Origin of the sequence: Actinomyces lilanjuaniae (assembly GCF_003606385.1) — a bacterium.
Taxonomy (GTDB): domain Bacteria; phylum Actinomycetota; class Actinomycetes; order Actinomycetales; family Actinomycetaceae; genus Actinomyces; species Actinomyces lilanjuaniae.
The window spans coordinates 1,736,031-1,756,381 of sequence record NZ_CP032514.1 but is presented as its reverse complement, the minus strand read 5'-3'; the positions used below and the strand labels follow the sequence as shown (position 1 = coordinate 1,756,381).

Here is a 20,351-nt window from a genome sequence, read left to right as displayed (position 1 = left end):
CGGTGTTGCCGTGGCCGGGGAGCACGAGGTCCGGGATCTTGGCAGAGGTCTCTGAGAAGTGTCTGAGATGTGCCAGTCTGGGCTGGGAGGTGGTCAGCCCGCGTCAGTCAGTTCTTGTCGGGGGCGGTGACCCGCAGCAGCGCCGCCCCTGTGGCCACCTCGCCTTCGGTCGCGACGTCGACAGAGGCGAAGGAAGCAGCGTTGGTGACCAGCACCGGGGTCGTCAGCGGGTAGCCCGCCTCCTCCACGACGGCACGGTCCACCCGCACCAGCTCGGCGCCGGCCTCGACCCGGTCTCCCTGGGAGACCTTGACATCGAAGCCCTTGCCTTCCAGGTTCACCGTGTCCAGTCCCACGTGGATAAGGATCTCCACGCCGCTGTCCAGGGCGATGCCGTAGGCGTGGCCGGACTCCGGAGCCACGAGGATCGTGCCTGCGGCGGGGGCGGTCACCACGATGTGCTTACCTGAGTCCCCTTCCGGCTCGATGCCCGCGCCCGGACCCACGGCGCCGGTGGAGAACACAGGGTCAGCCACCTGGTCCAGGGGGATGACGGCGCCGCTCAGCGGGGAGACGATCTCGGTGACCGTGCCGGGTACCAGCGCCGACTTGGGCTGGCCCTGACCAGTCTTCTCCTGCGCGTCGCCGGGCTGGGCGGAGGCGGCAGCGGCCTGCTTCTCCAGGGCGAGGTCCGCAGCGGTCTCGGCAGGGTCGGCCTCGACGACGCCAGCGGCGGCCAGGGCCTCGGCGCGCTCCTCCTTGGTGCGGTAGCCGAAGACGGCGATGAGGCCGAAGGAGGTGCCGAAGGCTGCGGCGATGGCGATGGCGTACAGTGCCATGGGGCTGAAGATCGGGATGGTCAGCAGCGAGGTGAAGGCGAAGGTGCTGGCGTCCACGCCTCCGCCCAGACCCACGATGAGGCCGCCGACGGCGCAGCCCACGAGCATGAGCGGGTAGATGCGCTTGAAGCGCAGGTGGATACCGTAGAGGCTGGGCTCGGAGATACCACCGAACAGACCGGCTGCCAGCGCGCCGGTGGCAGTCTGTCGCATCTCCTTGTCCCTGTCACGCACAGCCCACAGGAGCACAGCGGCCGTGGCGCCGAAGCAGGCGAAGTTCCAGGTACCCATGGGACCCTGGATAAAGTCGTAGCCCAGGGTGTTGATGTTGGCGATCATGATCGCGTTGAGAGGCCAGTGCAGGCCTAGCGGGACCAGGAAGGGGTAGAGCAGCGGGATGATGATGGCGAAGATGATGGGGGCGGTGCTGTTGAGCCACGCCAGCCCCGTTCCCAGGGCAGTACCGACCCACACGCCTAGCGGGCCGATGAGGAAGGCCGTCACCGGCATCATGATGACGAAGGAGAGGAAGGGGACAAAGACCATCTGGACATTGCTCGGGATGATCTTGACCAGTTGCTTGTAGACCACGGCGAGGACCGCCACCATCATGAGCGGGACGAATACCTGCCCGCCGTAGTCCTGGAGCTGCATGGGCAGCCCGAAGACGTTGGCGGTGCACATCTGGGTGTCCAGCGTCTGGTTGACCGTGCAGGTGACGTTGCGCGTCAGCTCCGGGTCGCTCATGGCGATAAAGTTGGGCGTGAGCAGGGCCGCCATGACCGCAGTTCCCACCCAGGGGTCGATGTTGAGCTTCTTGGAGGCGTTGTAGGCGACCATGATCGGCAGGAAGTAGAACACCGACCGGAACATCGCGTCCACGAAGGCGAGCGAGGCGGGCTTGATCTCGGCCCGGGTGTCGATGTAGCCGAGGGCCTCCAGCACCGCCTCGCCAGCGATAATGAGCGAGGTTCCCAGCAGTACCGGCAGCAGCGGGCGGAAGGAGTCGGAGAGGTACTCGAAGAACGCGTCGACGAGGGCGTTCTTGCCGCGGGCCTTGGCTCGGGCGGCGGCCTTGACGTCGGCATCCGCCTGCCTGGATGAGGCGCCGCCCGACTTCATGGCAGGCAGGTTCATGATCTCGTCGTAGACGCCCTGGACGGCCCCGCCGATGACGATCTGGTAGCGGTCACCGGACTGGGGGACCGCGCCCATGACGCCGGGGATTGCCTCGACGGTGGCCTTGTCGACCACCGAGGCGTCGACCAGCTCAAAGCGCAGGCGTGTGGCGCAGTGGGTGAGGTGGGTGATGTTCTCGGCGCCGCCCACGGCGTCAAGAATCATCTCCGGTGCTGACGTGGTAGTTGCCATGCGTGGCCTTTCGAAGTGAACGGGTACTGCCTGGCACCCGGGACGGGGACCGTGAGGCTGCCGTGCCCGCCGATCTGCTGGGACCGCCGACAGTGACGGTGGCACGAGGTTAGCGCTGCTGGTGGTGCGGATGCCACTTCCTATGTTGTTTCTTAATGAAACGGCAGGAACGGGCGCGGCAGGAGTGTGCCAGAAGGGTGTTCGGTCCAGCCCTCCACCGGCGCTCCTCGCTTCCGGCCTGGTCCGGCGTGTCCACAGGTCGTGGCAGCAGCGGTAGCGGGGGAGGGGGCGCCTGCCCCATCGTGAGGCCGGTACCCGCAACCGCTGAGGAGAAGCCATGACCCCAAGACACATGTCTCCTGATCCCACGTCTCCTGGTCTGGCGTCGTTGGGTTCCGCACCGTCTAGTGGTGCCCAGGGTCTCTACGGCCCACGGGGGTGGACTGTCAGGGCCGGGGTGTGGATGCTGCTGGCTCCGTGGGTTCCGTCTGCCAGGTCCTCCCTGCATCGTGCGCCTGCAGCCGCTTCCACTGTGGCCCCGGCTGAGGACTACGTCCCCTTCAGGGGCCTGGACACCGCCACGGCGCGCGAGCTGCTGTCGGTCCTGCCAGGCAGGGCGCTGTCGGACCGTCAGAACCGGGCTCCGTCCCTGGGAGCGCTGCTGGCAGCCTGTGCCAGCGCTGACGGCAGCGTGCGCCTCAGCGGCTACGGCATCGGTCCCCAGCGTGAGGACGAGCGGCTCTCCGTGGAGGCTGTATGGGTCGGGGACACCGATCTTGCGGAGTACAAGGTGGATGAGCGCCACGGACCCGGGTGCCAGTGCGACTCCCTGTGGCAGGCTGTCGCCCGGCGCTACCGGCTCGACGCGCAGGACGGGCCGGACGAGGTGTTGCGCACGCGTCCGGAGTGGGCGGGCGGGGCGCAGGGGTGGCGCCTGTGGTGGGACTGATGCGGTGGGCCGTAGCATGACGGCCGTGATCAGCGTCCAGGACCTCACCATGCGTATTGGTGCAAGACAGCTCGTCGGCTCAGCCAGCTTCCGGGTCGGTGCAGGGACACGTGCGGGCCTGGTGGGGCGTAACGGGGCAGGCAAGACCACCATGACCAAGCTGCTGGCTGCCGCCGCTGTCGCCCAGGGGGCCAGCCAGGCGGCGGCCGATGCCGACGAGCGCCACGGGCTGGAGGCAGTTGAGTACGAGGGGACGATCACCTGTCACGGCTCCGTGGGCTATCTGCCCCAGGACACCAAGGTCGGAGACCTGGACCAGAAGGCGCGTGAGCGTATCCTCTCCGCCCGAGGTATCGATGCGCTGATGAGGCGTATCCGCCGTGCCGAGGAACGCATCGCATCCACCGATGGCCAGGCCCAGGCCCGGGCGCTGGACCGCTACGCCAGGCTGGACCACGAGTTCACCGTAGCCGGGGGGTACGCTGCCGCATCCGAGGCCGCTCGTATCGCTGCGGCGCTGGGGCTACCCGACCGGGTCCTGGACCAGCCGGTGGGGGTTCTCTCTGGTGGTCAGCGACGGCGTGTTGAGCTGGCACGCGTCCTGTTCCAGCGTCCGGACACCCTCCTGCTGGACGAGCCCACCAACCACCTCGACCACGACTCCGTGCTGTGGCTGCGTGACCATCTGCGCTCCTACTCGGGAGGCTTCGTGGTCATCAGCCACGACGTTGCGCTTCTGCGGGACACCGTCAACCAGGTGATGTACCTGGACGCGGGGCGCGGTGTGCTGGATGTCTACAGCCTGGGGTGGGACGCCTACCTCACCCAGCGCTCTGACGACGAGCACCGGCGCCGTCGTGAGCGCGCCAACGCGGAGAAGAAGGCCGCGGCGTTGCGGGCGCAAGGGGAGAAGATGCGGGCCAAGGCCACCAAGGCCGTTGCGGCCCAGCAGATGCTCAGGCGGGCTGACCGTCTCCTGGCTGGGCTGGAGGACGAGCACCAGGCGGAAAAGGTGGCCCACCTTCGCTTCCCGGACCCGGCACCCTGCGGCAGGACGCCGCTGCGTGCGTCAGGGCTGTCCAAGGCCTACGGCTCCCTGGAGGTCTTTGCCGGAGTCGACCTGGCTGTGGACCGCGGCAGCCGGGTGGTGGTCCTGGGGCTCAACGGTGCCGGCAAGACTACCCTGCTGCGTGTCCTGGCCGGGGTCGAGCAGGCTGACGCGGGTCAGGTGGTGGCCGGCCACGGGCTTAGGATCGGCTACTACGCCCAGGAGCACGAGACCATCGACACCCAGGACACTGTGGTGGAAAACCTCAGGCGCGCGGCACCAGGAATGGACGACACCCAGGTGCGCAGCGTCCTGGGATCCTTCCTGTTCTCCGGGGCCGACGCCGACAAGCCCTCCCGCGTGCTCTCCGGAGGGGAGAAGACCCGTCTCGCCCTAGCCATGCTCGTGGTCTCCTCCGCCAACGTGCTGCTGCTGGACGAGCCCACCAACAACCTGGACCCGGCCAGCCGTGAGGAGGTGCTGCGCGCCCTGCGGGGCTTTGAGGGCGCCGTGGTCCTGGTGACGCACGACGAGGGAGCTGTCCAGGCGCTGGAGCCGCAGCGGGTCCTCCTGCTGCCGGAGGGGGACGAGGACCTGTGGGGTGAGGAGTACATGGACCTCGTGGCTCTGGCCTGACCTGTGGGCACGGGTCTTCCGGAGACTCCCCGGGTCGGGTCCGAGGCGCTTGCGCCCACATGTGACAGATGAAGGTGAGGTCACTCACACAAGGAAGTCTTCTGCGGTCGCGTAGGCTGGGCGGGGAACAACATGGGTGTGTGAGGCGTTCGCCCTGGCAGGCCCGTCGGGCGCGGTCCCGGGAGGGCGGGGCACGTTCTGACGTGCTGTTGCGGCTGGCTCGCAGCTGACACGCACACGCTGACACACAGCGAGGAAGGGGAATGACATGGCTGAGACCACGGTGGCTGAGGTGGCAACCGAGAGTGCTGAGACTGCGCAGCACGAGGTCCTCCTGACCGAGGGGGCTGCGGCCAAGGTTGCCAGCCTCCTGACCCAGGAGGGGCGTGACGACCTGCGGCTGCGTGTGGCGGTCCAGCCCGGCGGATGCTCCGGCCTGGTGTACCAGCTCTACTTTGACGAGCGTCTTCTCGATGGTGACGCCGTGCGCTCCTTTGACACAGGTGGCGCCTCCCTGGCCTCGGTGGACGTCGTCGTGGACCGTATGAGCGCGCCCTACCTGTCCGGGGCCACGATCGACTTCGCCGACTCCATCGAGAAGCAGGGCTTCACCATCGACAACCCTAACGCCGCTGGTACCTGCGCCTGCGGGGAGTCCTTCCACTGACCCGTCTACCGGCCTCGTCCCCGGGTGCTCCCGGAGACGAGGCACCGGCCTTCGGGGCTGCCGCTGTCCTCGCACAACCAAGGAGCCTGTGTGCGCCGTATCTCCCTGACCTTCCCGCGGGCGCTGGCCGCCCTGGCCCTGGTGGGCTGCCTCACCCTGGCCGGGTGCCAGGGCTCGGCGGACGGTGCCGACCCCGCTCTCAGCAGCACCACTGCCACCAGCGCCGACCCTGGTACCACCTCGACGACCGGGGGCCAGCAGGAGCCGACTGACTGCTCCGCCCTGACGATCGACTCCGACTCCTCGGCGCTGCCCACCGTGGAGGGCGAGGCGGGCACGCTGCCCACCGTGACGTGGAGCGGGGAGGAGGCCCCGGCGAACCTCACGGTGGCGACCCTGGAGGAGGGCGACGGGACCGAGGTCGCTGAGACGGACCTGGTGACGGTCGGCTACGCGGGGTGGCAGTGGGGCTCTGACACCACCTTTGACTCCTCCTACGAGACGGGGGCGCAGGACTCCCAGAACGCTCAGGACTCTGCCTCCGGCGGCGCCGAGGATACCGCCCCTGGCGAGGCTGCTGGCCAGGAGACCACAGAGGCCTCGGAGGAGGCCCTGGGGCAGGGGCAGCCCCTGGTCCTGTCCCTCCAGCAGGTGATCGTCGGGTGGCGCTGCGGCCTGGCGGGCCACCACGTGGGAGACCGTGTCCTGATGTCGGTCCCCGCGGACCTCGCTTACGGCCAGGACGAGGCGTCCTCTGGCGGCGGCCCCACGGGCCCGCTTGTGTTCGTGGTGGAGGTCGTGGACACGCTGGACCCCCAGTCCGTCGTGGGCTCGACCGAGGATGCCGTCATGGAAGGTGAGGATGAGCTGGCCCAGCGGGGTATCACCGTTGAGGGTGAGCTGGGCTCCCCGGTGACTGTCTCGGTCAGCACGGACGCGCCTGAGCCAACGGAGCCGGAGTACCTTGTCCTGGCCAGGGGAGCCGGGCAGCCCGTGTCCGGGACTTCAACGGTCGTCGTTAATATCGCTGCTGCCGCCTGGTCCGGTGAGGAGGGCACGGGAAGCTCCACCTGGGAGGACGGGGCGCCGACGCCTGTCTCGATCGCTACCTCCGACCTGGACGGGCTGGTCGGGGTTCCCCAGGGCTCCCGGGTCGTGGTTCTCAGACCGGGGGACGAGTCCCTAGGGCGGGAGGCGGTCGCCTTCGTCATGGACATCGAGGCGGTCCTGTAACCACTGTGCCTGCGGGTGCTGACCAGGCACAGGCTGACGGGGCACGGGCTGGCTGACGTGGCACGAAGCATGTGGTCCCCGGGCTGTTGCCCGGGGACCACATGCGAATACAGAACAAGTAGGACGCGCTCAGGCTGCGCCTGTCAGTCTTGCGCTCCGACCTCAGACGTGCACGACGACCGGACGCGTGAGAGCTCGTGTGCTGGGCGTAGCTGTCAGCGCACGATAAGGCCGTGGGACCTAGAGACCGCGTCCGACAGGCGCTGCGAGACGTCCTCCCAGTTGACGATGTTCCACACGGCCTTGAGGTAGTCAGCCTTGACGTTGAGGTAGTCCAGGTAGAAGGCGTGCTCCCACATGTCAACCATGAACAGAGGGATGGTGCCGACCGGAACGTTGCCCTGCTGGTCGAAGAGCTGGAAGACCACCAGGCCGCCGGAGACGGAGTCGTAGGCCAGGACTGCCCAGCCGCTGCCCTGGATGCCCAGTGCAGTCGCGGTGAAGTGGGCCTGGAAGGCGGCGAAGGAGCCGAAGGAGTCGTTGATAGCTGCTGCCAGATCTCCCTCAGGCTCGCCCCCGCCGTGGGGGGAGAGGTTCTGCCAGAACACCGAGTGGTTGACGTGGCCGCCAAGGTTGAAGGCCAGGTTCTTCTCCCACAGGTTGACTGCGCCCAGGTCGCCGGCCTCCCGCGCGGCAGCCAGAGCCTCCAGGGCCGCGTTGGCGCCAGCGACGTAGGCGGCGTGGTGCTTGTCGTGGTGGAGCTCCATGATCCGGCCGGAGATGTGGGGCTCCAGGGCGGCGTAGTCGTAGGGGAGCTCAGGGAGGGTGTACACGGTCATCGTGAGTGCCTTTCGTGGGACGGTGCGGCTGCAGCCCTGCCGGGTCCGTCTCAGGCCCCCGAGTCCTCAGTAGGGCTGGGTGGCGGCTGGTGCGGGTGTCCGACGCAGGGGTTCTGGACCGGATCGGCCTGGTTCTAGGACTGCCTCGGAACAGCCTTAGGACTGAGGTCCCGGACAGCGACTATGGTAGGCGTCCGTGGCGCGGGCAGACAGGAGGACCCGGTAGGATTACACTCAGCGCGGAACGTCAGGCCGCTGGTCGTGCCGCTGATCAATCTGTTGATCACTGACCAGGGCGACTGACCATGGTGGCAGGTACCCGCAGAGAATCAACTGAGTAGGGAGGACCTCATGACTGACCAGGCAGATGCCCGCCTCGAGCTCCTCGTGTTCTCCGACGACGCCACGGTGCGCCGCGAGGTCATTGAGGGTGTCGGGCGCCGTCCTGCCCGGGGCTGCCCCTGGTGACCTGGAAGGAGGCCGCCACTGCCGAGGGGGTCAGGCTGGCGCTGCGGGACCGGGAGGAGCAGGGACTTGCCCCTTTGACGCCCTGGTCCTTGACGCGGAGGCCAAGAAGCTGGGCGGCATGGGGCTGGCTCACGAGCTGTTCATCGAGAGTGACCAGCGTCCTCCGGTGGTGCTGCTGACGGCCAGGCCGCAGGATAACTGGCTGGCTGCCTGGGCCAGGGCTGAGGTCGTGGTCCCCGCCCCTGGACCCGTTGAGTCTTCAGGAGGGGTGGCCAGGGCGCTGACGGCGCGCCGTGGCACCGTGGTTCCTGCCGGCTAGGGTGCTGCTGGCCTGCTACTACCCGCGGTGGCAGGGCCTGTCACTGTCGAGGTGGGGGTCGGTGTGGAGGACCTTGCCGTAGCGGGCGGCAGAGGCAGCTGGCCATGACAGAGCCTGTGGGTCCCCGTCGACCTCGACCAGCCGTGCTCCGGCATCCAGCACCCAGTCAGCCAGCAGCAGGGTCTCCTCCACGCTGGCCTCCTGTCCCACCAGGGTGGGCTGGCTGACGACCCTGGCGCTGCTGCGCAGTGCGGCCACACCCGGACGAGGGTCGGTGCCCGGGGGCGTGACCAGGGACCCCGCCAGCATGCCCCACCGCACCGCTACCAGCTCCCAGCCGCCGTGCTCGCGAGGCCTGGCGGCAACGAGGTGGGGGCAGGTCAGCAGCGGGCGGGTGCGCTCAGCCCTCAGGGCCGCCTGCAGCAAGCTGCGCAGGCGACGTGTCCATGTTCCTGCCTCTTCGTAGCGCTGTGCCTGTGCCAGGCGCCTCACGCGCTCCAGCACCTCAGCGGCGACCAGGTCAGTCTGGCCGGACAGGAAGGAGGCGGCCCTGTCTGAGGCCTGAGCTGTCGGCGAGCCACCCGTCGTGGACGGCCCTGGGCTGTTTGTCCTGACCCAGTCGTCCCGGCGTCGCAGTCGCAGCACCGACTCTGCGGCCCGGAGGGCCTCCTGCGCGCCTCTGCGTGACCAGAAAGGGCCGACGGCGTAGCCGACCTCCCGGAGGGGCAGCACGGCTGTCAGCGCCAGATGGGGCTCAGGGCCTGCCACCAGGTGCAGCCAGGGCTGCCTGCGTGGTGCCCGTGAGCGACGGTTGGCCACGGGGTCGAGCTCGGCGATGAGTCGCAACTCGCGTACACGCGCCTCCAGGAGCGTCGGTGTGGGGACGTGGCGCACCTCAGTGGTCGTGTCCAGGATCCGGATGACCCGGGGGCGCCTCTCCGCCGCCGTGAAGTAGGAGCGGACCCGCCGGTGCAGGTTGACGGTACTGCCCACATAGAGCACCTCTCCCGTGGCGGAGCAGAGCTGGTAGACCCCGGGGGTGGTGGGCAGGCCCTCGGCGAGCCGAGACCTGGCCCGCCGACGGGCAGGCACCGGGTCGGTAGCGGTGGCGAGGTCCTCCAGGTGGGTGACTCCGAGGGGAGCCAGGACCTCCAGGGCGGCGTGGAGGACGTCAGCAGTGGCGCTCGCGTCGTCTAGCGCCCTGTGGGTGGGGCGGGTCGAGGCGCCGACGAGGGCTGCCAGGGTGGACAGCCTGTGGTTAGGAACCTTGCCGCGCGGCCACGCCCTGCGCGCCAGGGCGAGGGTGTCCAGGACGCGGGGCTCGGTCCACCCAATACCCAGTGCCTTGGCAGCACCGCGCAAGTGGCCGACGTCGAAGCGGGCGTTGTGGGCGACCAGGACGGTGTCCGTGGGCGTCCCGCTGCCAGGGACGGCGGGGTTGCTGTCGTTGTCCGCTGTACCCGCGTCCAGCCCCGCCCACGATAGGAAGTCCTCCAGGCAGGGAGCTACGTCCGGGGCGCCGACGAGCATGGCGTTGGTGATGCCGGTAAGCGCGGTGATCTGCGGTGGCACGGCGGCTCCGGGGTTGACCAGCGTGGAGAAGCGGGCCAAGACCTCGCCACCGCGTACCTTGAGGGCGCCGATCTCCGTCAGGGCGTGCGCGCCCGGGGCTGCGCCGGTAGTCTCAAGGTCAACGACGACGAAGGTCACCTCCCGCAAGGGCGTGCCCATGTCCGTGAGGCGTGCCTGCTCACCCCGCCGCAGCCAGGGCGGGTCTGCCCTGTGGTCAGGCTCGTCGGGGGCGGCTGTGCTCACGCGGCGAGGTTAGACTTCCGTTACGATCTTCGCCATCCGTGGCACCCCGACGTCCACCACGGGTACGCCCGTCAGCAGATCTCAGGAGGCCCCGTGGGATACGGACCCATCAAGGTTGCAGTCGGCCCTGCCCTGGAGATGCTCTACCAGCCGTGGATCCGGGGGAGGAGAACATCCCTACCGAGGGCGCCGCCATTCTGGCTTCCAACCACCTGGCGGTCATCGACTCCTTCTTCTTGCCGCTGCTGGTGGACCGGGAGGTCGCCTTTATCGGCAAGGCTGACTACTTCACCGGGAAGGGGGTCAAGGGCTGGGCCGTGAGGCGCTTTATGACGACCGTGGGAACGATCCCGGTGGATCGCAGCGGCGGCAGGGCCTCGCAGGCTGCCCTCCAGGCAGGTATCGACCGGCTGCGATCCGGGGGCCTGTTCGGTATCTACCCCGAGGGCACGCGCAGCCCCGACGGTCGGCTCTACCGGGGCAAGACGGGGGTGGCGCGCGTCGCCCTGGCCACCGGGGCACCGGTGGTGCCTGTGGCTATGATCGGCTCTAACCTGGCCCAGCCTATTGGCCAGGTCATTCCCTCCACCCGCCACCGGGTGGGCATCGTCATCGGTGAGCCCCTGGACTTCTCCCGCTACCAGGGCCTGGAGAACGACCGGTTCGTCCTGCGCTCGATCACCGACGAGATCATGTACGCCCTTATGGCCCTGTCTGGCCAGGAGTACGTGGACCTCTACGCGGCGGACGTCAAGAACGCCATGGACGCGGAGAAGAAGACCGCTGAGGAGGTGGTCACCCAGATGCTGGCCGCCCAGGCGCAGGCCCGTCCCTCGGCGGCCCCGGTGGCGGCTCCCGGCGGGCGGCCCGCTCCGGACGTCGAGGTGCCCGAGCCGCCAGAGAAAAGCGAGGCGGACGGGCCGCAGGGCACTCAGGACGCCGGTGAGGCGCCCGGGCCCGAGGAGGCTGGGGAGTAGCCGCGCGGACTAACTAACAGTTTGCTATAGTTCTACCTATGCCAGTCATACGGGCCACAGTCGCACAAGGCGCTCTGTGTGCCCTGTCTGCTCCCGGTCCTGGGGGCGAGGCGCAGTCTGTCGTGGCATGTGCCCAGCGCGCCCGGTCAGACGGTGAGCCCTCAGAAGGGCTGGGGGAGTGGCTCTGCACCTCCCTTAAGGTGCCTGTCAAGCTTGTTGTTCCTGTTCATGCCGTCAAGCCCTGGGAGGCGGGGTACCAGTGACGGCAGTGGTTCTCTCCCACTATCCAGTCGGGTGCGTTGGTCCGGGCGGTGCCCTGGAGGCCTTCTTACCTGGAGCCGAGAGAACCTCCCGTTCCCCACCCTTACCATCCTCACCCCCTCGGCGGCCTGCCTCTCCCGGGCGGCCTCCCGCGACCCCAGTTCCCCATCCCTTCGCCCCACGGCTGTCTCAGAGGGGAAGGCCTGCACGCTGACCAGGCTGTGCGGCCGCTCGCGCCTTGGAGGTTGGGCGCGCGAGACCTCGTTGCGTGTGAGACACGGTCGTGTGCTTGCGGGCGGACATCTTTCTTGCCGGGACTGTCGACACCCAGCCTGTCCGCGCTGCTGACCTCACCCCTCCTGTGGTGGTCTGTGCCTTGTTCTCAGGGGGGCTCCCAGAAAAGTACCCGGAAGAAAGTTTGCTATGGCCGAAGTGTGCCAGGTACCTGATTTACCGTTCAGGAAGTGAGTACAGTGGGTTTTGTACTAGAACGTTGGGAGCAGATACTCTTCTCCGGCTGGCAGCACATGTCACTGGTGGTTCAGTGCCTGCTCCTGTCAGCAGCCCTCGGTGTCGGTACGGCCGCTGCGTGCTACCGGAGCCGAGCGCTGACCTCCCTCGCCAACAATGTCTCCGCAGTCGGGCTGACGATCCCCTCCTTCGCGCTTATCGGGCTGCTTATTGCGCCCCTGGGGTTTGGTGTCATGCCTGCGGTGGTGGTTATCACCTTCTATGCGGTGCTGCCCATCCTGCGCAACGCGGTCGTCGGGCTCTCAGGCGTCGACCCCACCCTGGTCGAGGCGGCCCGAGGGCTTGGGATGTCGCGGACCGCAATATTCTTCAGGGTCGAGCTTCCGCTGGCGTGGCCTGTCATCCTCACCGGGGTGCGCGTGTCCGCGCAGATGACCATGGGTATAGCCGCGGTCAGCGCATATGTGCTTGGCCCGGGCCTGGGCGGATTCATCTTCTCCGGACTGTCCCGCCTGGGTGGGGCCAACTCTCTGGAGTCCGTCGTGACGGGCACAGTCGCTGTGGTCGTCCTAGCAGTCATCCTTGACGGCCTGCTCGTGCTTGCGGGTCGTCTTACTACGTCGCGAGGTATCTATGCCTGACAACGTCCGTACCAACAGACCTGCTCCCCGGACCCGGAAGGAGAGCCTAGCCCCTGACAAGAGCCCTGGCAGCAGTGGGGCCGGGGTCACCGGCGCCTCTATCCTGCTGGAGGGTGTGACCAAGTCCTACGGGGGCGGCGCTCCCGCCGTCGACCAGCTCACGCTGGAGATCCCGGCGGGGCAGACCGTGATGTTCGTCGGCCCCTCAGGATGCGGCAAGACGACCACGCTTAAGATGATCAACCGCCTGATCGAGCCTACCCGGGGCCGTATCGTCATTGACGGCGAGGACGTGACCGGCATGAACGGCGACGAGCTTCGGCGCCGTATCGGCTATGTCGTCCAGGCCGGGGGCCTGCTGCCCCACATGACAGTCGGTGCCAACGTCGGGCTGGTCCCCAGGATGCTGAGGTGGAGCAGGCAGCGTGTTGCCGAGCGGGTGGACGAGCTCCTGGACCTCGTCTCACTCGACCCCGCTGAGTATCGTGACCGCTTTCCCCGGGAGCTGTCCGGCGGGCAGCAGCAGCGTGTCGGGGTCGCCCGCGCCCTGGCCGCAGACCCTCCGGTCCTTCTCATGGACGAGCCCTTCGGTGCGGTCGATCCCATCACGCGCCAGCGTCTTCAGGAGGAGCTGGTCAACATCCAGAACGAGCTGCACAAGACGGTCGTCTTTGTCACCCACGACTTCGACGAGGCGGTCATGCTCGGTGACTGGATCGTCATCTTCAACAACGGTGCCCAGATCATGCAGTACGACACCCCCGAGCAGATTCTCGCCAGTCCCAGCAACGAGTTCGTCGAGGACTTCATTGGCTCGGGTGCCGGCCTCATGCAGCTGGGCCTGACCCGCGTCGCGGAGGTCCCCCTCCGTGAGGCGGTCACGGCACACGTGGGTGACGACAGCCGGGAGGTCGAGCGACGCCTCAGGGAGGCCGGGGGCGGGCGTGCCGTCGTCCTCGACAGGAGGGACCGGCCGGTGGGCTGGGCCAGCTCCAGGCAGATTCTGCGCGCTGCCACGGTGCAGGTGGACGACGACCAGGACTTCCCGGCGGTGGGAGCCAGGTCCACCCTGGATGACGCCCTGAACACGATGCTGCTCGCCGGATCGACCCAGGCGGTCGTCCACGGCTCCCGGCAGCGCTATCTCGGTGTCATCACCGTCAGCACGGTGATCAAGGCGATAGAGCAGGCCTCCTCACGAGCCCCCGACGAGGCTGCTGCCGCCCCGCTGGGCCACAACAGCGGTGCCACGGCTGACGGCGGTGCCGACACAGCCGACGCAGCGGGGACAGCCGCTCGGGGTGGTACGGCTGGTACTACCGGGTCACCGGCTGTGCATACGGCAGGTGCAGTCCCCCGGCAGCCAGCAGGCGGAGCCGGTGACGCCCCAGGGGGTGAGGGCAGATGAGCCGGACGAGCGAGGCCTGCGCACCACGCCGTGTCGGGTTGCTGGTACAGCCGGCCGTGCTTCTGGTGGTCCTTGGCGCCATGGTCGTGTGGGTGCGTACCGCGGACCTGAGTGTCACCGAGCGCATGACGCTGTCAGGAGAGGAGCTGCGGACGCTGACCCTCCAGCACCTCAACCTCACCCTTGTCGCTGCCGTCATCGTGGTGGCGACGGCGATACCTGCAGGAGTTCTGCTGACCCGGCGGCCTCTGTCCGTGCTGGGGGGCCCGCCACCGCCGTCGCCAACCTCGGTCAGGCGGCTCCGACAGTCGGCCTGATCGTGCTCTTCGCGTTCTGGCTCGGTTTCGGTTACAGGGCGGTCCTTGTGAGCCTGGTGGTCTACGGGTTCCTGCCCGTCCTGAAGAACACGATGACAGGCCTCAGGGCCGTCGACCCGCGGCTCGTCGAGGCGGCCCGAGGCATGGGTATGTCCGCCCTGTCCGTCCTGGTGAGGGTCGAGCTCCCTCTGGCGGTGCCTGTCGTGCTTGCCGGTGTTCGAACGGCTCTGGTCCTTCTGGTGGGCACCGCCACCTTGGCGACCTTCGTCGACGGCGGTGGGCTCGGGCTGCTCATCACCACCGGAGTCAACCTCAACCTGGAGAGAGTGCTCGTCTTTGGGTCGCTACTCGTTGCTGTCCTGGCGCTTGCAGTGGACTGGGCGGCGCGCGTCGTCGAGTACCTGGCCCGACCACGGGGACTGTGAGGGGGACTGCCAAGGATGAACCCGACACGAAGGAACTGGCGCCTGTGCCACATGGTCCTGGCGCTCGCAGTGCTGATGGGCCTCGCTGGCTGCGGCCTGAGTCCCTCGACCTCTCGCGTGGCCGCCGCTGGCCCCGGGAGCATCACGCCCATCGACGGGGCTGAGGACGTCGAGGTGGTCGTGGGGAGCAAGAACTTCACCGAGCAGCTGATCCTGGGAAAGATGGCGGTCCTTGCGGCCAGGGCCTCGGGTTTCAGGGTGACTGACATGACGAACATTCCAGGATCCCAGCCCGCTCGCAGGCTGCTGGTCGCGGGTGAGACTAACTTGATGTGGGAGTACACAGGTACGGCGTGGCTGACCTACATGGGCCATGAGAACGGTATTCCGGATCAGCACGAGCAGTGGCAGGTAGTCCGGGACGCCGACGAGCCCAACGGCCTGACGTGGGGGCAGCCTGGGCCGATGAACAACACCTACGCGTTTGCCGCGCGGTCGGAGTACGCCAGGGAGAAGGGGATCACAAGGCTGTCCGACATTGCCAGCCTCCCGCCCGAGGAGCGCACGCTGTGCGTCGAGTCCGAGTTCAACTCGCGCAACGACGGGCTGGTCCCCCTCCTCCAGGCCTACGACATCCCCAAGGGCGAGCCCGACGGGGTACCACGTGAGAACATCTCGCTGCTGGACACGGGGACGATCTACACGGCGACTGACCAGGGCTCGTGCAACTTCGGAGAGGTGTTCACCACCGACGGGCGGATCGACGCGCTCGACCTGACAGTCCTGGAGGACGACCGTGCCTTCTTCCCCTCTTACAACATCTCCCCGGTCTTCGACACCGAGCTCCTCAGCCGGTTCCCAGGGCTGGAGGACCGGTTCGGGCTGGTCAACCAGGAGCTGACCGACGAGGAGATGCGCTCGCTCAACTACCAGGTGGACGTCGAGGGCCGTGACCCGGCGGAGGTCGCCCATGACTGGATGGTTAGCAAGGGACTCATCACCAGAGGCTGACAGACGGCGCGCGCCTGCGTGCGCCGGTGGTGCCGTGCCTCGTCCTGCCTGCAGGGGCACGGCACCGGCCGGCCGCGGTCTCACCAGCCGGCCGTCACCGCAGGGCCAGCGCAGGGCCAGCGCAGGGCCAGCAAGGCGTGCCACACCGCGGACCCGATCATCTAGGATGGGCCTGTCAGCCGCACTCCATACGAAAGGCCCCTGATGTCAATCCGTCGCGTCGCCCTGCTGACCGCGGGCGGCTTTGCCCCCTGCTTGTCCGCCGCTGTCGGTGACCTTATCGAGCGCTACACCCAGGTCGCTCCCGAGGTGGAGATCATCGCCTACCAGTACGGGTACCACGGTCTGCTCACCGGCAGCTACGTCGTCGTTGACGAGGAGGGCCGCAGGAACGCGGGCACCCTGCGTGAGTTCGGCGGATCACCCATCGGCAACTCCCGCGTCAAGCTGACCAACGCCAAGAACCTCGTCGAGCGGGGCCTGGTAGCCGAGGGCGTGGACCCTCTGGCCTTCGCCGCCGAGCAGCTGCGCAAGGACGGAGTGGACGTCCTGCACACCATCGGCGGTGACGACACCAACACCACCGCCGCCGACCTGGCCGCCTATCTCCACGACAACGACTACGAGCTGACCGTGGTCGGCCTGCCCAAGACCATCGACAACGACGTCGTCCCTGTGCGCCAGTCCCTGGGGGCATGGACAGCAGCCGAGCAGGGCGCTGAGTTCGCCTTCAACATTGTCGGCGAGCACCGTTCTAACCCGCGCATGCTCATCGTCCACGAGTGCATGGGCCGCAACTGCGGCTACCTCACCGCTGAGACGGCCCGCCGCTACCGAGCGCTGCTGGAGACCAAGCAGTGGGCCCCGTCCCTGGGGCTGAGCAAGGAGCGCTGGGACGTCCACGCCGTCTTCGTCCCCGAGGCCAGGCTGGACATTGCCGCCGAGGCGCAGCGCCTGAAGAAGATCATGGACGAGCAGGGCAACGTCAACATCTTCCTGTCCGAGGGCGCAGGCGTCCCTGAGATCATCGCGGAGATGGAGGCTGCGGGCCAGGAGGTCCAGCGTGACCCCTTCGGCCACGTCAAGCTGGACACCATCAACCCCGGCCAGTGGTTCGCCCGGCAGTTCGCCGAGCTCATCGGTGCGGAGAAGGTCATGGTCCAGAAGTCCGGCTACTACTCGCGTGCGGCTGCCGCCAACGCGGAGGACCTGGCCCTCATCAAGCAGATGTGCGACCTTGCCGTGGACTGCGCCCTGCGCGGCGTCTCTGGCGTCATCGGCCAGGACGAGGAGAACAACGACGAGCTCGGCGCTATCGCCTTCCCGCGCATCGCCGGGGCCAAGCCCTTTGACATCACCCAGCCCTGGTTCACCGAGCTCATGACTGACCTGGGCCAGTCCGTGGAGCCCGCTGAGGCGGCGACGCAGCACTGACCCGGCTGGCTGGGCTGTCCTGCCGACGATCCTGGCGGGACCCCGCGCGGTGCGCGGCACCCGGTCGGCAGCGTGCCTGCGCGGCCGGGTGTCCCGCCAGGTGGCCGTGATGTGGACAGCCCAGTCGGCTCACCTATGCTGGCCACCGTGATGAACGACCTCGACGCGCCCCGTGGCCACGGCTCCGCCTGGCGGGGTCGGCCTGCCTTCCAGCAGCCTGTCTACCCGGACGCGGCGGCCCTGGAGGCCGTGGGTGCTGACCTGCGCTCGCGTCCGCCGCTGGTCTTTGCGGGGGAGGTGGACGCCCTGCGCTCCCAGATGGCAGCCGCGGCGGACGGGCGTGCCTTCGTGCTCATGGGGGGTGACTGCGCGGAGTCCTTTGCCGACACCTCGGCCACCTCTATCCGTCTCAAGGTCCAGACGATCCTCCAGATGGCGGCTGTGCTCACCTACGCGGCCTCCACCCCCGTGGTCAAGATCGGCCGTATGGCCGGGCAGTACGCCAAGCCCCGCAGCGCGGACACCGAGACCCGTGAGGGCGTGACCCTGCCCTCCTACCGGGGAGACTCGGTCAACGACCACGCCTTCACTCCCGAGGCCCGCACCCCTGACCCGGCCCGTATGCTCGAGGCCTACCTGCGGGCGGGTACCACGCTCAACCTCGTCAGGGCCTTCACGATGGGCGGCTACGCCGACCTGCGTGAGGTCCACCTGTGGAACCGGGGGTTCACCGCCAACCCCGCCTACAAGCGGTTCGAGTCCTTCGCCGAGGAGATCGACCGGGCCATGAGGTTCATGGAGGCGGCGGGCGTGGACTTCGAGGCCCTGCGCCAGGTGGACTTCTACTCCGCCCACGAGGCCCTGCTCCTAGAGTACGAGGACGCCATGATCAGGCAGGACTCGCGTACCGGTCGGCTCTACGGCACCTCGGCCCACATGCTGTGGGTCGGGGAGCGTACCCGTGGTCCGCACGACGCCCACGTGGCCCTCCTGGAGGGGGTGCGCAACCCGGTGGGGGTCAAGCTCGGTCCCACCACGACCCCCGAGGAGGTGTCCTCCCTCATGGACCATCTCAACCCCGAGGGTGAGCCGGGACGCCTGAGCCTCATTACCCGTATGGGTGCCGACCGCATCCGTGAGGTGCTGCCGGTCCTGGTTGAGGCCGTGCGCCGTGACGGGCGCCCGGTGACCTGGATCACCGACCCGATGCACGGCAACACCATAACCTCGGACAACGGCTACAAGACCCGCCGCTTCGACACGATCATGGACGAGGTCCGGGGCTTCTTCGAGGTGCACCGCGCCCTGGGGACCGTGCCCGGCGGCATCCACGTCGAGCTGACCGGTGACGACGTCACCGAGTGCCTGGGAGGCGGGGAGCACATTGACGAGCAGCGGCTGGCGGAGCGCTATGAGACCCTGGTGGACCCACGGCTGAACCACCAGCAGTCCCTGGAGATGGCCTTCGAGGTCGCCGAGATGCTCCAGGTGTAGCCGGGAGCATCGCGAGGCTGGGCTGCGGGCGGGCGCAGCAGCCGGTGAAGGATCTGGTTCACAGCCTGTCTGGTGACGAGGGCTGGCTAGAGCACGGTGACGGTGACTGTACTGCCCACCGTGACGCTGGTACCAGCCGCAGGCTCGACGGAGCGCACCGTGCCCAGGAGGCCGCCCAGGACACGGCTGACCTCCACGCTCAGGCCCGCCTCCTCCAGCGCGGCCGTGGCCTCCTCCTCGCTCATACCCACCACGTCGGGCACGTCAACCCGCTGCCTGCCTCGGGAGACGACGGCCGTCACCGCCCGGTCCCGGGTCACGCGCTCTCCCGCCCCCGGTGCGGAGGAGATCACCAGGCCCGCAGCCACCGTGTCGGAGTAGGCGCGTGCGGGGGTCGCCCAGACCAGGCCCTGGCCCTCGACTGCTGAGCGGGCGTCCTGCTGCGTCATCCCCACGATGTCGGGGACCGTGATGCGCCGTCCTGGCCCAGCGCTCCTGTACCAGGCGGCGTAGCCTCCTGCCGCCAGCACCAGCACGCCGACCCCGGAAAGTAGCGCCCGTCGGCCGTAGCGTCGCCCGGCCGCCTCCTGTGGAGGCCCCTGCGAGGGCACAGGAACGGTCTGCTGGGCACGGTCTCCTGTGAGGAGGGACCTGCGGGGGAGCTGGCGGGTGCCGGTACCGGCGGGCTCGGGGCCGATGGATCCGATCGGCAGGGACACGGTACGCATGCCTGCGCTGGGAGTGTCCCGCTCCTGGTCAGGCTCGGGGGTCTCTGCCATGGCTGAGCGTGCCGCGCGCGCGTTGGCAGCCATGACCTCCTGGGTCCGCTCTGAGCCGGTGCCTCCGCCGCGACGCACAGCCAGGTCGGAGTCGGTGAGCTCTCCCGCTACGTGGCGCAGCAGCGTCAGGGCGGCGTCAGCGTCGCCAGGCCGTTGGAGAGGGTCTCGCTGGGTCATGGTCCGTACCAGCTCGTCGACGTCGGTCGGCATCTGCGGGACCGTCGTGGAAGGCAGGGGGACGTCTTCGTGGACGTTGCGGAAGGCGACCTGGATAGGGGAGTCGGCGTGGAAGGGCAGGGTCCCGGTCAGGAGCTCGTAGAGGACGACTCCGACGGAGAACACGTCGGCGCGAGCGGTTGAGGCACCGGAGGTGATCAGCTCGGGTGCCAGGTAGGCGACAGTGCCCAGGACGTTACCGGTCGTGGTCTGTGCCACCTCGGTGACGGCCCGAGCCAGTCCGAAGTCCGCGACCTTGGCGACAGCCCCGTCCGCAGGCAGGAGGACGTTCTCGGGCTTGATGTCGCGGTGGACCAGGCCTGCCCGGTGGGCGGCCCCCAGCGGGCGCAGTACCTGTGCCACTAGCCCCAGCGCCTCCCCGACGGACAGCGGGCCGACGGCAATGAGGTCCCGCAGGCTCGGGCCCTCGACGTACTCCATGACTAGGTAGGCCACGCCGTCCAGGCTGCCCTGGTCGTAGACGGCTACCACCCCCGGGTTGGACAGGCGCGCAGCCGCGCGAGCCTCACGGCGGAAGCGTGCGACGAACTCGGGGGAGTCCGCCAGGTGGGCGTGCATGAGCTTGAGGGCGACGTCGCGGTCCAGACGCCGGTCCTGTGCCCGGTAGACCGTGGCCATGCCGCCACGGGCGACCTGGGCAACGACCTCGTAGCGAGAGTCGACCAGGCGACCGATGAGGGGATCCTTGACCACGGCGTGATTCTAGGATGAT

At 68.4% G+C, this 20,351-nt stretch carries 15 protein-coding genes and 2 pseudogenes; 13 read left to right on the top strand and 4 right to left on the bottom strand.

The genetic code is table 11. The features are described 5' to 3' along the window. Nucleotides 1-107: 107 nt before the first annotated feature. On the bottom strand, nt 108-2,210 hold the full coding sequence (locus D5R93_RS07460; RefSeq protein WP_120204582.1) for a glucose PTS transporter subunit IIA: 2,103 nt from the start codon (nt 2,208-2,210) through the stop codon (nt 108-110). Between the two features lie 532 nt (nt 2,211-2,742). Between D5R93_RS07460 and D5R93_RS07455 the strand changes: the two genes are divergently transcribed. The 4 genes from D5R93_RS07455 (at nt 2,743) to D5R93_RS07440 (ending at nt 6,743) form a co-directional block, all read left to right on the top strand. Continuing rightward, complete coding sequence (locus D5R93_RS07455) at nt 2,743-3,159, top strand: hypothetical protein (protein WP_243106655.1); 417 nt, start codon at nt 2,743-2,745, stop codon at nt 3,157-3,159. Nucleotides 3,160-3,175: 16 nt separating this feature from the next. Beyond that, nucleotides 3,176-4,843, top strand: a complete 1,668-nt coding sequence (locus D5R93_RS07450) for an ABC-F family ATP-binding cassette domain-containing protein (RefSeq protein WP_119835177.1) — start codon at nt 3,176-3,178, stop codon at nt 4,841-4,843. A 268-nt stretch (nt 4,844-5,111) separates the two neighbouring features. Beyond that, the gene (locus D5R93_RS07445; protein ID WP_119835176.1) at nt 5,112-5,510 is read left to right on the top strand and encodes a HesB/IscA family protein; all 399 of its coding nucleotides are present in this window, start codon (nt 5,112-5,114) and stop codon (nt 5,508-5,510) included. Nucleotides 5,511-5,600: 90 nt separating this feature from the next. Further along, nucleotides 5,601-6,743 (top strand): FKBP-type peptidyl-prolyl cis-trans isomerase, encoded by a 1,143-nt coding sequence (locus tag D5R93_RS07440; protein ID WP_120204581.1) that lies wholly within the window; start codon nt 5,601-5,603, stop codon nt 6,741-6,743. A gap of 215 nt (nt 6,744-6,958) precedes the next feature. Here the strand turns inward: D5R93_RS07440 and D5R93_RS07435 are convergent, their stop codons facing one another. After that, nucleotides 6,959-7,582 carry a superoxide dismutase gene (locus tag D5R93_RS07435; RefSeq protein WP_119835175.1) on the bottom strand — a complete coding sequence of 208 codons (624 nt, stop codon included), beginning with the start codon at nt 7,580-7,582 and terminating at the stop codon, nt 6,959-6,961. Nucleotides 7,583-8,012: 430 nt separating this feature from the next. Between D5R93_RS07435 and D5R93_RS07430 the strand changes: the two genes are divergently transcribed. Continuing rightward, on the top strand, nt 8,013-8,369 hold the full coding sequence (locus D5R93_RS07430; RefSeq protein WP_423243293.1) for a hypothetical protein: 357 nt from the start codon (nt 8,013-8,015) through the stop codon (nt 8,367-8,369). Between the two features lie 18 nt (nt 8,370-8,387). Here D5R93_RS07430 and D5R93_RS07425 read toward each other — a convergent pair whose 3' ends face one another. Further along, on the bottom strand, nt 8,388-10,100 hold the full coding sequence (locus tag D5R93_RS07425) for a DEDD exonuclease domain-containing protein (protein ID WP_120205919.1): 1,713 nt from the start codon (nt 10,098-10,100) through the stop codon (nt 8,388-8,390). Nucleotides 10,101-10,277: 177 nt separating this feature from the next. On the opposite strand from D5R93_RS07425, the pseudogene D5R93_RS07420 reads away from it, so the two are divergent. The 8 genes and pseudogenes from D5R93_RS07420 (at nt 10,278) to D5R93_RS07390 (ending at nt 18,623) form a co-directional block, all read left to right on the top strand. Continuing rightward, nucleotides 10,278-11,161 (top strand): annotated as a pseudogene (locus tag D5R93_RS07420) (lysophospholipid acyltransferase family protein). Nucleotides 11,162-11,886: 725 nt separating this feature from the next. Next, nucleotides 11,887-12,534, top strand: a complete 648-nt coding sequence (locus D5R93_RS07415; RefSeq protein ID WP_243106654.1) for an ABC transporter permease — start codon at nt 11,887-11,889, stop codon at nt 12,532-12,534. After that, nucleotides 12,527-13,942 carry an ABC transporter ATP-binding protein gene (locus tag D5R93_RS07410; protein WP_119835171.1) on the top strand — a complete coding sequence of 472 codons (1,416 nt, stop codon included), beginning with the start codon at nt 12,527-12,529 and terminating at the stop codon, nt 13,940-13,942. The genes D5R93_RS07415 and D5R93_RS07410 overlap by 8 nt, the downstream gene beginning before the upstream one ends. Continuing rightward, entirely contained in the window at nt 13,939-14,259 is a 321-nt protein-coding gene (locus tag D5R93_RS14065; RefSeq protein WP_243106653.1) for a hypothetical protein, read from the top strand. Before D5R93_RS07410 ends, D5R93_RS14065 begins: the two co-directional genes overlap by 4 nt. 2 nt (nt 14,260-14,261) lie before the next feature. Then, nucleotides 14,262-14,684, top strand: a complete 423-nt coding sequence (locus D5R93_RS14060) for an ABC transporter permease (protein ID WP_243106652.1) — start codon at nt 14,262-14,264, stop codon at nt 14,682-14,684. A gap of 15 nt (nt 14,685-14,699) precedes the next feature. After that, the gene (locus tag D5R93_RS07400; RefSeq protein WP_243106651.1) at nt 14,700-15,695 is read left to right on the top strand and encodes a glycine betaine ABC transporter substrate-binding protein; all 996 of its coding nucleotides are present in this window, start codon (nt 14,700-14,702) and stop codon (nt 15,693-15,695) included. Between the two features lie 204 nt (nt 15,696-15,899). Continuing rightward, nucleotides 15,900-17,129, top strand: coding sequence for a pyrophosphate--fructose-6-phosphate 1-phosphotransferase (locus D5R93_RS07395; protein ID WP_120204579.1), 1,230 nt, complete (start codon nt 15,900-15,902; stop codon nt 17,127-17,129). 135 nt (nt 17,130-17,264) lie between these two features. Next, nucleotides 17,265-18,623 (top strand): class II 3-deoxy-7-phosphoheptulonate synthase, encoded by a 1,359-nt coding sequence (locus D5R93_RS07390; protein WP_119835168.1) that lies wholly within the window; start codon nt 17,265-17,267, stop codon nt 18,621-18,623. A 92-nt stretch (nt 18,624-18,715) separates the two neighbouring features. On the opposite strand, the pseudogene pknB reads toward D5R93_RS07390, so the two are convergent. Next, nucleotides 18,716-20,332 (bottom strand): annotated as a pseudogene (pknB, locus tag D5R93_RS07385) (Stk1 family PASTA domain-containing Ser/Thr kinase); the annotation flags it as partial. Nucleotides 20,333-20,351: the final 19 nt, after the last annotated feature.